The following is a 13,340-nucleotide window of genomic DNA, read 5'->3' on the forward strand; positions in this document are numbered from 1 at the left end:
CCAATGAAAACATTAGAAAACATTAATTTAACCACCGAATTTACACAGTTCTGTGACATCTTCAATTTTACACCCGAAGAGGTGGTTCAGGAATTTATCAATAAAATTGATATTGCCCAGTATATGTGTGAATTCCTCGATCCTCACCGATGGGCTAACTTATTTGCTATGGAATATATGATCCAATATACACGGTCTAAGGGTATAATGTTTGAATATGAGGACTTTGCGAAAAGATGGGTGAAAATGATGGAAACTGGTGATGATGATCCTATCGGGAAAACTAAGGAGCTTCTTGATAACTGGCATAAAAAAGTATTGGAGAAGCGAATTCATGAGATTATGAAAAATGATGACAAAGAAGAAAATACGTAGTATGAATACCGAATCTACAATAAAAACTTCCCACGGTGGAATGATGTATTCGCATGATTTCCGACTTTGGTATACCTATCTCAAGCGGCGGATAAAGAAAGAATGGCGGCCCGAAGAGCTTTCGTTCTTACTGGGCAAGCCCAATCATGCTTATCTCGATTTTGAGCGGATGTTTCAAGTCGAAAAGTTTTTAACGCAAGAATCCATTTTATTGGATCGGATATATGCGAGTTCGTGGATCGAAGCAATGGAATTCCATCGAGAAGAATATGAGATTTCTGAGGAGCGTTTGGTGCGTCTTAAAATCGAAGAGGATGAGGTGAAATGGAACTATACTATTGAACTACCCTGGCAGTTTGAGAAGGGAGAGGAACATCCTCCTGCACCAGAATTGCAATTTGAGGAATGGAAAGCCGAGAAAGATCTGCAACTTGAATCGGATGCCATGCTCCATGTTCGGCAAAAACTGGACGTATTATTGGACGGTAATTACTTTGAAAATGGTGCTACAGCACTGCAAATGTTTCGTAAGGTCGAACATACCGGTCTTGTTCATTTACAGATTTTTCCCCGTCACCTTAAAAATGTCTTGTACGGGCTTATCCAACAAAACAAACTCGTTGTCAGAAATATAGAAAATAGCTTTTCTTTTTTCTTAACGGATTTTCAACTGGCTGACCGGAAACACTATTTATTAAATGGCTAGCATTGAGTAAAAAAACAATCATTATATTTATCCCAATGAATAAAATGATTCCCGGACATAAGACAGCCATCGTACCAGCCCTTCTAAAAGGAATAGCTGGTGCGATAGCTGTTTTTGCTGTTTTGACAGCGCTCTCTTATCAGAATCAACTGCCTGTAGACGGCAAACTGGTAATCGGATTTCCCTGGAAGTTCTATTCCGAAGGCACGGGCTATAATCCTGAACGTGATGAATACGCCAGTTTCGAAAATTTTGAACCACTTAAACTGATGGGCAATATCCTTGTCGCACTAGCTATATACCTTGTTTTACACCTGTCTCTTCGCCCTCTTTTTGGAAAAAATAAGCGCTAATTTCTGTCGTTATTGTTAGCCTTTTGTTAAGACTATTTTATATGCTAACGCGGTTTAGTTAAAAACTATTAACCTTTTATTGATACTACCTTCATATTGCATTTGTAACCTTGTACCCATAAATCAAATGCACTACTTATGAAAATTAAAGCCAACAATGTCTTTTGGTTGTTATGTGCCATTGCAGCGAGCTCATCGGCTGTCAAAGCTAAACCTCTATCGCTAACCAAACCGCATTTCTTACAGGTACAGCATTCCCTTAGCGGCCGCGTGGTCGATGCGCAGGGCAATGCAGTTTCAGGAGCAACAATTCAAAATTTAAAAAGTAAAAAGTCTGTTCAATCCGATGAAAAAGGAAATTTCCATATCGATGCGGAGGTCGGTGATAGACTCAGTATCTCCTATGTTGGATTTAACAATCTTGTCCAGCCTATAGCGCAATCCAATGGACAGATCTTTGTCTTACAGCCCAATGAAAATACGCTTGAAGAAGTGACGGTTTCCATCGGTTATCAGAAAATACGAAAATCCGATGTTACCGGTGCGATCGCCAGCGTAAAAGCCGAAGAACTAAATCTCAGTGCGCCAAAACTATCACAAGCTTTAGTTGGTAAAGTGGCCGGGGTACAGGTGATGCAAACAAGCGGTGCCCCTTATGATGGAACCAAGATCCGCGTACGTGGTATGGGATCTATCAACGCCGGTTCGGATCCACTCTATGTTATCGATGGCTATCCCGCCGGAAATAATTTAAATATTAATCCCAATGATATCGAATCCATTGATATTCTCAAGGATGCGGCATCCGCTGCCATCTATGGATCGCGTGCAGCTGGTGGCGTTGTGCTGATCACCACCAAACGTGGTAAAGAAGGTAAAAACAATGTCGATTATGAAGTGTTGGGTGGCTTTGGTCAGCTTTCCAAGAAAATAGATGTTTTAAATGCCGAACAGTTTATTGACCTTTTGATTGATGGTCGTAATAATTCGTATAAAGACCTTCTGGCAAAAACCAACATTGCATGGTCGGATGCAAGACGTCTCGATGATAACAAAACACGCGTATTGAATTCTCCCGGCAACGCAGGGTCGATAACTATCCCTGAAGAATATTACGATTTTGCAACGGGTACCGCTAAAAAATCAAAATACGATACCGATTGGCAGGATGCCCTTTACCGTAATGCGCCTTTCCAACGCCATAACCTCTCTACTTATGGTGGCAATGAAAAAAATCGCTACTTTCTAAGTGGTTCGTATCAAAACCAACAAGGTATCATGTTGGGTACGGATCAAAAAGTATTTAACTTTCGAGCTAATATTGATAGTAAAGTCAGTAAAAGACTCACCGTTGGTGCCAATGTTTCCTTTACATACAATGACAACAACGAAGTGACTACTGGTCGATATGACCGAAGTCCTTCCATGGCAGCGTTAATCTATCTGCCTACATTGCCCGTATATAACGAGGATGGTTCTTATGCACAATACCTGATGGCCGATCTTTCAGCAAATAATTATGGTATTCAGAACCCCGAAAACCCGTTGGCTTATGTGACTCAGATCAAAAACAATCGGCGAGGAAAAAAAGGGCTGTATAATGCTTTCGCAGATTTTACGATTATCGATGGGCTGAATCTGAAAGTGAATGGTGGATTTTCCACATACGATGAAAAATACGATTATTTCCGCCCAACAAGTATTTCTAACGGAAATGATCGACCTTATTCTCCACAAGCAATCACAGCTGCCTATGCGGATGCCAAAACCAAAAATGAGGTGGATAAGCTTCTGGAAACGACATTAAATTATAACAAGACTTTTGGTGAGAAACACCAGATTTCTGCTTTGTTAGGTTACTCCGCACAACGGACGGATTTCGATTATCAGGGTGTGAGAGCTAATGGATTTAATAGCAATGCTATTGGTGAAATCACTGATAAAGGTGCTGACCCCTCCAATTTTCAGCTCTTGAAAGACGATACCTTCAAACGTATCACAACACTTCAATCGTATTTTAGTCGTGTAAATTATAGTTTCGATTCGAAATATTTCCTTTCAGCTTCCATACGTACAGACGGTTCTTCGCGCTTCGGCCCAAATAATAAATGGGGAACTTTCCCTTCGGTTTCTGGAGGCTGGACAATTTCCAAAGAGGACTTTTATACGGATTGGCTAGGGCAGCAGTCTACACTGAAACTGAGGGCAAGTTGGGGGCGTAGCGGTAACAATAATATCAGAGAGTATCGCTCAGTATCTGTATTTAATTCCCCCGCTGGTGTGATCTTAGGTGATAAAGTCAGTACAGGATATACTGCTGGTGATCTGTACGATCCTAATTTGAGCTGGGAAACGACTTCTCAATATAATGCCGGGTTGGATCTTGGACTCTTGAAGGGGCGTTTGAATGTAATGGCGAATTTTTATCTGAGCCGCTCATTTAATTTATTGTTTGACCAACCGATTTCTGCGGTATCCGGATCAACGACAATATTGACCAATTTACCAAATTCTAAAGTACAAAACAAAGGCTTTGACTTACAGGTAGATGCGACATTGATCCGTAAAAGTGACTTTGAATTGAGTATCAGTGGAAATATTAATGTCAACCGCAATAAAGTATTGGATTTGGGTGGATCGTCAACGATCTTAACCAACGGTGCCGAACGTTCTTATCTGACCCATATCACACAGGAAGGAAGCCCAATCGGTATGTTCTATGGCTTTAAAGTTCTTGGCGTGGCAACAGAGGAAAATTACAAGACAGTAGCGCCATCGGCAGCTTCATCTACGCCTTTGCAACCAGGTGATCTTTATTTTGAGGACGTCGATGGAAACGGTATTGTCAATGATGCCGACAAGCGGGTGATCGGTAATCCGCATCCGAATTTTACCTATGGTTTTGCGCTGAGTACACGCTACAAAGAATTTGATTTACGTGCATCATTCAATGGATCACAAGGCAATAAAGTATTGGATGGTTATGATTACTATCTCTATAACATGGAGGGATCAGGCAATCAGTATGCCGATGTCGCACAACGCTACCGATCAGCACAAAACCCAGGTAATGGTAAGGTGTACCGTGCTTCCAGGGGTGGCACGCAAAGTAACAGTACGCGTCTGTCAGATTTCTACCTGCAGGATGGTTCGTTTTTACGTATGACCAATATTGCCCTGGGCTATAATATGCCAAAAAACATCGCTGAAAAATTGAGTTTATCCGGAATACGGGTGTATGCAACAGTGGACAACCCTTTTACGATCTCCAAATACAAAGGTTATAACCCCGAACCAGATTATAACCAACGGGGAAATCTGACTCCGGGCGTCGATTATGGACTGTACCCATTGGTCAGATCCTATAATCTTGGTGTAAAAGTAACTTTCTAATATACATATTCATAGCGCCCTTATGATTTTTCAATCACGAAATCTCGAATGGAAGCACTATTAAAAAATACTTCAATGAAAAAAAGATATTTATTACCGCTTGTGTTGTTTGCACTTTCTTCGTGCAGTAAAGACTTTTTAAACCAAAAAGATCCGAACGCGATTCAGATTCAAGACTATTTTAAGTCGGAGAATGACGTGCTTTTAGCTGTCAACGGCTTATATCAAACTTTGCGCTCGGGGAGTACAATCGGCGAGGGCAGTACACTATACAACGAAGAACGGTCCGATAATACCGGACGTAATGATAATCAGTCCAACGCAGGAGAGCCCTTTCAGTTCAATGACTTTTCATTGCTGCCGAGCAATACCTATTTAAAAACACATTGGGCGGCAATGTTTGCGGGCATTAGTCGTTGCAATGTAATCCTTACACATATTGATGAAGTCTCTTTCTCTAGCGAAGGGCTGAAACAAAGGTATATGGCCGAAACAAAATTTGTACGTGCATTACTGCTTTTCCATATGGTACGTAAATTCGGCGATATTCCCATGTCAACCGTTCAGGTAACCAGCAAAGAACAGGCAAATGAACTTGCGTTTCGTCAAAAAGAATCGGTCATTTATCAACAGATCATTCGGGATCTTACCGACGCCCTCTCAAGTGATTTGCCGAACACACAGATGGAATATGCCGTGGGTCGGACATCGAAAGCTGCGGTGAATGCTATTTTAGGACAGGTGTATTTGACTTTGGGTGCTACTCAGGCTTCAGGAAGTGCTGAAAACTTCGCAAAAGCTGAGCAGTACCTTAGCGCATCTTATGGCATGCGGACTTTCGGTCAATTGAAAGAAATACCATATGCCCAAGTGTTTGATGTCGGGATGAAAATGCAATGTAAAGAATTGGTTTTTCAAATTCAGTACCTACAGGGGGATCAGAACTACAGTTCGAGTATTGCACGGAATTATCAGGCAAAAGGTGAATTTATTAATTCGCAAAACAAAGCAACCGGGGTTGGCGAGGTTGTTAAATTGGACCTGATCAAAGACTATGAAGAAGGTGATTTAAGAAAGGATTTCTCAGTCAAATTTGCAAAAGACCCACAGGTAAATGATTGGTTTGTGACTAAATTTAGAGATAATAGCGTGAAAGCAAGCAGTGCTGGCTGGGGCGGAAATGACTGGATCTTGATCCGCTATGCCGATGTGATGCTATTGTTGGCCGAAACAAAATATCATCTGGGTAAAGAAGCTGAAGCTATTGCGCTATTGGATCAGGTGCGCGAACGGGCAGGCTTGCCTTCTTATGCAGCCTCAATGTTAAACAATGACTATCGTACAAAATACCCAACATTAAAGTTAGCGATCTTGCACGAGCGTCGAGTGGAACTGGCTTTCGAAAATCAACGTTGGTTTGACTTAATCCGGAACTATAATCCACAGGAATTGGTGACGTACTTTAAAACTAAAAACCAGGCAGATTATGGGAATGCTAAAATCTCCAATATAACTACAAAGGATCGGTACTATCCAATTCCTTTTGATGAATATAAATTGGATCCACAGCGTATGTATCAAAATCCTGGCTATTAATAGAATCGGATATGAGCGGTATCATTAAAAAGATCATTTTGTTGACTTTGGGAATATGCGTAATGCACATTTCCAAACGCCAACCCCAATCCAATCTTCCCGGTCCGCAGGATTGGGTCATCCGCAAGAATTATTACGCGACTTATCTGTTGCTAAAGGATCCTGCCTTAACACAGCAGCTTTGTGCATCCCAAGCTGTTTCAACAATGTTGAAACAGCGATTTGACCGGTTCAAGGGTAGTGATCATTGCGCGGATCTCGGCTGTTTTCTGGAAGCTTTTAAATGGAAATATTCTGAGATCGAACTCATGGCTGAACAAATTTCAAGTCAGATCAAGGGCAACAGGAAATTGGCAGAACTGGTTGAATCAACGTTGATGCCATCAAAGACCTATGGTATACCAAGGGATGAGACCGCAAAAGTGTATCTTAAGAAAGCGCTGTTACAGGACTTTGGCGCCATGAACTATGTTGTTGATGTCTATGGTGGCGGCAAGAGGCCCAACTATCCCAGGATTGATTCAATTTCTTTTGATGTAAATCGTAAGGCTTATTTTCAGCTTTTAGATGATGTACGTCAGGATGTGCTAAAAGATATTCCGACTGGTAAGGAGGCGCTTTTTATGACAATGATGACAGCGGTAAGGCTGCTTGAGATCAATGAGCGTTGGGACGCTGCACAATTGGAGCCACTGATAGCACTGGAAAATAAAAAGGCGTTTGAACAAGTGAAAAAAACAAATTTTTCAGTCTACCCTTACAGCCTGTTGTTGACCCTGGGGGCGGGCCCTGAAATCTATGGACAGCCGATCAGTCCTGGCGGTATGTTGCGAGCACGCATGGCTGCCCGTAGTTATTTTGAAAAATTGGCCCCTTTTATTGTACTTTCCGGTGGAAAGGTACACCCTTATAAAACGGCGTATATCGAGGCAATCGAGATGAAAAAGTACTTGATCAATGTCATGGGAGTCCCTGAACAGGCGATCTTGATCGATCCGCATGCCCGCCATACAACAACAAATCTGCGCAATACTGCCCGTATACTATTGAACTATGGATTTCCTAAAGATAAATTTGCCATTGTCAACAGCAGTAAGGCACATATCGATGCGGTAGAAAAAATGGCCGACCGCTGTATTCGCGAATTGGGTTATGTACCCTATAGCCTTGGAAAACGAATTTCCGATGTTATCATCGAATTTCAGGCGAAAGATGAAGCATTCACAATCGATCCGGACGAACCGCTGGATCCCTAACGGTTCGCCTCAGAACTCCGATTGAACAATATGAAACAAATCCGACATGTCCTTGTCAACAATGTTGGTATTATATGGAAGAAGGTATGTGGAAATGGTTATCCACATACCTTTTTCTGTGAAATATCAATTTAATACAATCGTCTTTCCCTCCTTTGCTGAACGTTTCGCAGCCTCCAATATTTCGACCACAGTCACATTGTTGCTGATGGAGCCCAGATCATTCTCTGGGAACTGTTTTTGCCTTAGTATATCCTCCAGATAAAGGATATGATTTTCAAAATAGGTTTGATCGGTTGGAATAACTATTGGCTTATCGTTATGCTGGACGTATTTTAACAATGTTTTATCGTTTTGTGCATAAAGTTGAGCCTTGGTCCCAAATACCTGTAGGTCTTTCACGCTGTAAGGCCAAGCCCAAGATGCCTGGATAATACCTGTGCTACCATCCCGGTAGTTTAAGATAATCGTCGCGTCATCCTCTACCTTTGGATAGGTTTCTGGCTTCAGTCGATGTGTAATTGCGCTGACAGAAATAGGCCGTTCACCATTCTTGATCCAGGTCATAAGATTGGCCCCATAACAGCCGAAATCCATTAATGCACCACCGCCATTTTTCTGTGGATCTGTTAGCCAATCGAGAAAATAGCTGCTACAGCCGATCTCTTTGGGCCCTTCATGCCCATCCTTTACAATCATCCGTGTCACTCGACCCACGGCATTTTGATCAATCAATTGCTTGAGCTGTTGGTTGCTCTTATACCAGGTCGTTTCGTAGTTGACCAAAAAAGCCGTTTTGTTTTCCCTGGATAAAGTTGCTATGCGTTTGGCATCAGCCAAGGTGGTTGCCATCGGTTTCTCTACCATGACAGGTATTTTGAGCGGTAGACAGATTTCCGCTACATTGATATGCTCATTGGTGGGGTTGTAAGCAAGAACGACATCGGGCTTTACTCTTTTCAATAATGAAGGGAGATCTGGATAAAAAACGGATTTCGGAAGGTTATATTGGGTCTGAATCTTGTCTGCGAGGATATTATTGGCCTCTGCTATCCCAATGATCTCAACCTTCTTCTCTTTATATAAATTCAATAGGAGGTATACATGGTCGTGATTGAGTCCCGCAACAGCGACTTTAAGAGGACTGTCCGCATAAGCAACATGCTGAAATAGCATCGTCAACAAAAAAAATATCTTTACTATATGTTTCATGGTATTCTGTTTAGGTTCAATAAAGATACCATTTTGAATTCTTTAAATCCTTTAGTAAATCCAGTCAATCTTTGGATGCGATTGTATTATTTCCGCTACGATATCGAAATAAGTCTGTCCTTTTCCAGCTTGTAAATCGGCTAGCTTTTGTTGGAAATAGGTATGATTGAATGGTGAATTGGCTGCAAGTTTTTCCTGATAGTAGGCGAGGGTGGTTGTTACTCCTAATGCCGCTCTACTATGGGCGATGTCTTTCCAGATGATCGTCTTTTTTTTTGCATCCTGTACTTTTCCAAAGCCACCATAAAGCAGATCATCAAAACCATCCAGACTCCCAATTTGCCAACTCTCATCAGCCATATAAACTCGATTGATTTCAGCATAAAAGCTCGGGATATCCGCAATACGTGCGCCTTCAATAACAACAAAGCCAAGATCAGGGTGAAGGGCTAGGAGGATTTTGAACTCTTCCCAGAGTTCGGCTAATGCTCTGGGGGATGTCGCCTTTGACCATTTTTCTGCAAAGCTAAAAAGGTCGGGTCGAACAGTATTTTGCCCACTTTGGAGGAGCCGCACCAGGGGGGCATCTAATGCCTTATCATGATCATTCCTGACCAAAATTTTAGCAATAGCTGCTAGTTGATTTCTCTCGTTTATTTCCATCTGCTTCGGATTGGATTTCCCCGCTAAAGGACTAAAAAAAATTGACTTAACGAAATCGTTTTCGGTTTTTTTACAAAAAATCCAATACATTTAGGTTTACATTTAGGGATAAATCTAATGCGATGATCTACCGGATAACGTTCTATCGTATACTCACTTTGCTGAGTGTACTTTCTCTAGTTGAAATTTCTGTTTTTGCACAGCAGCGGCCCAATGTCATTGTGATTTTGAGCGATGATGGCGGTTACGATGATTTTGGTTGCTATGGTGGTAAGGAGGTGCATACACCGCATATCGACGAGCTGGCTAAACAGGGCATTCGTTTTCAGTGTGCTTATGCATCTGCATCGGTTTGTGCACCCTCACGTGCCGGCCTACTGACGGGTCGGTACCAACAACGCTTTGGCTTCGAACACAATATTTCCAAACGGCCGACCAATGGAACAGCATTGGAAGATATTGGGATGGATACCTCGGTGGCAACCATAGCTGATTTTATGAAATACAACGGCTATAAAACCGTTGGCATCGGCAAGTGGCATCAGGGGGACGGTCCCCAATTTCATCCGCTTAAGCGTGGCTTTGATCATTTCTTTGGTTTTATCGGCGGAGATCGCTCTTATTTTCCGATCCCCGGAAAGGTAAAACCAACACAAATGTTGGTCGATGATGGGCGCATTTTTCCCGAAGATTCTATTCGCTATCTGACAGAGACATTGACCGATAAGGCAATCTCCTATGTTCATCGTTATCGCCAACAGCCTTTTTTTATGTATCTGGCTTTTAATGCTATACATACTCCTGTGGAGGCTCCGCTGACGCAGAATAGTAAATATAATCATATTGCAGATCCTTTGCGCCGTGCTTATCTGGCCATGCTGGAAAATATGGACAGTAACATTGGCCGTTTGATAGAACAACTGAAAAGCGATGGACTTTATGAAAATACGCTGATTATCTTTATGAATGATAATGGTGCGGCGACAAATAATGGTGCCGATAATGGCCAGCTGCGCGGTCTGAAAGGGTCGAAATGGGAAGGCGGTATACGGGTACCAATGATTATGCAATGGCCAGCAAAGCTACCGAAAGGAAAAGTAGTCAATGCGATGGTATCGGGTATGGATATCTTGCCAACAAGTATGGATGCCATACAAGGGAAAAACATCCCCGGACAAGCGATCGATGGGCTAAGTCTGTTATCATCCTATAAGGCGGCGAAGAATGGGCATGAATATTTATTTTGGCGACGGGGAGTCGCGAAAGCGGTCCGTCATGCCGAATGGAAACTGATTGTTGTCAAGGATGATCCGATATTGTTATTTAACTTGAAAAACGATCTGAAAGAACAACATAATCTAGCTGAAAAATATCCCGATAACGTGAAGGAAATGTTGGGTCAATTGGCTGAGTGGGAAAAAAAGATGGCAGCTCCCAAATGGTTAAGTGGAGTCTTGGATAATGATCAGAACCAAATGATGAAACATCGAATGGATGTCATTGGACGGGCAGCAGAAAAGAAATACCCTTAATCGGATTATAATTGGAAAACGAATGAAAGCTATACTTATATTTTTATTATCATTTGGACTGGTCATGACAAGGGCACAGGACAAGCATACATTTGATCGCATCAAAAAACATGTGTACGAAGACGAACTGCAAAGTTCGTCCACGCACGGTGATAAAACCACAATCTGGAGCAATCAGCTGACTGAAGCCGGTACTTGGTCTGATATAGATTACACGAGTAAATCAATTTCACTTTGGCCTCCAGGAGAACACTTGGATCGCTTGAAAGCTTTGATCATAGCTTATGTATCTCCCAAGAGTAAATCTTATCAGCAAAAGTCGCTGTATGACAAGATTGTACGGGTAGCTCAGTACTGGGCAAATAACCGATTTGAATCCACGAATTGGTGGCACAATGAAATTGCCTCTCCCAAAGCAATAGGTGTCTGTCTGATCCTGATGAAATTTGGTCAGGAGAAAATCCCGGCTGCAGTGGAAACAGCACTGGTCAAATTGATGGAAAAAGGGGACCCCTATAAGAAAACGGGCGCGAACAAAAGTGATATTGCCATGCATTATTTCTATCGTGCACTGATCCTGGAAGATGCCGCTCTATTGGCAGCTGCTATGGAACAACTACTTTTTCCTATCCAGTTGGTGGATGGCAAAGAGGGTTTACAATATGATTTCTCCTACTTACAGCACGGCCCACAATTGTATATTGCGGGCTATGGCGAAGAGTTTTTAAAGGGAATTTCTAAGGTAATGGCCTATGTCCGCGAGACGCCTTATGCAGTTAATAAAGAGAAATTGCATCTCTTTGAAAAATTTCTTTTGGAAACTTATCTGCCGATTATACGTTCACGTTATATTGATTTTAATGTGCATGGACGTGGGATATCGCGACCAGATATATTGCGCAAGGATCAGGAAGTTGCCATACTGCAGCAAATGCAGTTGATCGATCCGGCTAAAAGTGAGGTCTGGAAGAGAGGATTGGCAAAATTAGATAGTGTACAGGATTTTAATGCGGAAGATCAATCCCTGCATCGACATTATTGGAAAGGAGACTATACAACACACCTCAGAAAACAGTTTCATTTTAACCTGCGTCTGGCAAGCAAGCGAACCAACAAATCGGAATCAGGAAATGGTGAAAATATGCTTGGTAAAAATATGACAGATGGTGTAACCAATATTCAGGTATTTGGTCCGGAATACTATAATATCATGCCGGTATGGGAGTGGGACAAAATTCCGGGGACAACTACCCGAGATTATCAGGGTGATCAGGAACTCAAAGAACAGTGGGGTGTACTGGCTGCCAACAGTTTCTCTGGTGGGGTCAGCAATGGTACAATCGGTGCATCGGCCATGTCTGTTCAATACGATGGCCTGACTGCACAAAAAGCATGGTTCTTTTTTGATAAGGAGATTGTTTGCCTAGGTAGTGGAATTAGCAGTAGTGCTACTGAACCGGTCGTCACAACATTGAATCAGACTTGGTTGAATGGCCCTGTCGTATGGAATGGAAAAGAGAAGATTTCAACCGATTCACTGGTTCGAAATGTAAAACAAGGTGAATATGTGATGCACAATCAGGTTGGCTATTATTTTCCGGAAGCCATAAAAGTCGTTCTGACGGCAAAAGAACAATCGGGCTCCTGGTACCGCATCAATCGTTCCCGATCAAAAGATGCTGTCCATGGTAAGGTATTTAAGTTATGGATTGAACATGCGGCGAAACCTGTCAATGGGAGTTATGGGTATATCGTGGTGCCTGGTGTGGATCAGATCGATAAGCAGGCTATGCAGCAGTTAAAAATCTGGCACAATACGTCTGCTGTTCAAGCCGTAGAACATCAGGGGCTGGTCGCTATTCAGGCAGTGTTTCATCAGTCAGGTACCTATCAAATTGGGGCTTGGTCTATTCAGGTGGATAAGCCGGTCATTCTGCAGATCACAAAGGGAGATAAAGCCTTCAAACTGGATGTGGCAGATCCAATGCAACAGGAAAAAGCCGTACGTATTCATCTCATCAATAAACGTGCACAAGTAAATAAAACTGTCGAGATAAAGCTTCCACAGGCTGAGTACGCGGGTAGTACCGTATCAGAAACAATCCCGACCGATAATAAATAAGGTTTTAATTCTTTCGAATTGCCGTGAATATTAAAAAGTAAGGTCCAGGATCTGTAAAGAACTTGGACCTTCTTCATTCGTTCGGCTGAGGTTTCTAAAGATTAGTTGGCGTTGTTTACCAAAGTTTAGCTT

At 42.2% G+C, this 13,340-nt stretch carries 10 protein-coding genes; 8 read left to right on the forward strand and 2 right to left on the reverse strand.

The features are described from left to right. The first annotated feature begins 3 nt into the window (after positions 1-3). From ABFX33_RS09440 to ABFX33_RS09465, 6 genes are all read left to right on the forward strand, one after another. Entirely contained in the window at positions 4-375 is a 372-nt protein-coding gene (locus tag ABFX33_RS09440) for a hypothetical protein (protein ID WP_346085712.1), read from the forward strand. 1 nt (position 376) lies between these two features. Then, positions 377-1,081, forward strand: coding sequence for a hypothetical protein (locus tag ABFX33_RS09445; RefSeq protein ID WP_257094262.1), 705 nt, complete (start codon positions 377-379; stop codon positions 1,079-1,081). 35 nt (positions 1,082-1,116) lie between these two features. Continuing rightward, on the forward strand, positions 1,117-1,434 hold the full coding sequence (locus ABFX33_RS09450; RefSeq protein WP_257094260.1) for a hypothetical protein: 318 nt from the start codon (positions 1,117-1,119) through the stop codon (positions 1,432-1,434). Positions 1,435-1,572: 138 nt separating this feature from the next. After that, positions 1,573-4,827 (forward strand): SusC/RagA family TonB-linked outer membrane protein, encoded by a 3,255-nt coding sequence (locus ABFX33_RS09455; RefSeq protein ID WP_346085714.1) that lies wholly within the window; start codon positions 1,573-1,575, stop codon positions 4,825-4,827. Positions 4,828-4,902: 75 nt separating this feature from the next. Beyond that, positions 4,903-6,423: a RagB/SusD family nutrient uptake outer membrane protein gene (locus ABFX33_RS09460; protein WP_346085716.1), complete on the forward strand. Its 1,521-nt coding sequence runs from the start codon at positions 4,903-4,905 to the stop codon at positions 6,421-6,423. 11 nt (positions 6,424-6,434) lie between these two features. Continuing rightward, entirely contained in the window at positions 6,435-7,679 is a 1,245-nt protein-coding gene (locus ABFX33_RS09465) for a YdcF family protein (protein WP_346085718.1), read from the forward strand. A 126-nt stretch (positions 7,680-7,805) separates the two neighbouring features. Here ABFX33_RS09465 and ABFX33_RS09470 read toward each other — a convergent pair whose 3' ends face one another. Together ABFX33_RS09470 and ABFX33_RS09475 are read right to left on the reverse strand one after the other, a co-directional pair. After that, a complete protein-coding gene (locus ABFX33_RS09470) occupies positions 7,806-8,891 on the reverse strand; it encodes a Gfo/Idh/MocA family protein (protein ID WP_346085719.1) in 1,086 nt (361 codons plus the stop codon). 51 nt (positions 8,892-8,942) lie between these two features. After that, on the reverse strand, positions 8,943-9,554 hold the full coding sequence (locus ABFX33_RS09475) for a barstar family protein (RefSeq protein WP_346085721.1): 612 nt from the start codon (positions 9,552-9,554) through the stop codon (positions 8,943-8,945). A 122-nt stretch (positions 9,555-9,676) separates the two neighbouring features. Here ABFX33_RS09475 and ABFX33_RS09480 point away from each other — a divergent pair, with 122 nt between their 5' ends. Both ABFX33_RS09480 and ABFX33_RS09485 read left to right on the forward strand, forming a co-directional pair. After that, positions 9,677-11,086 carry a sulfatase-like hydrolase/transferase gene (locus ABFX33_RS09480; RefSeq protein WP_346085722.1) on the forward strand — a complete coding sequence of 470 codons (1,410 nt, stop codon included), beginning with the start codon at positions 9,677-9,679 and terminating at the stop codon, positions 11,084-11,086. Positions 11,087-11,108: 22 nt separating this feature from the next. Further along, positions 11,109-13,208 (forward strand): polysaccharide lyase 8 family protein, encoded by a 2,100-nt coding sequence (locus tag ABFX33_RS09485; protein WP_257094228.1) that lies wholly within the window; start codon positions 11,109-11,111, stop codon positions 13,206-13,208. Positions 13,209-13,340 lie beyond the last annotated feature (132 nt).

It is taken from the genome of Sphingobacterium ginsenosidimutans (assembly GCF_039536865.1).
GTDB classification, from domain to species: Bacteria; Bacteroidota; Bacteroidia; order Sphingobacteriales; family Sphingobacteriaceae; genus Sphingobacterium; species Sphingobacterium detergens.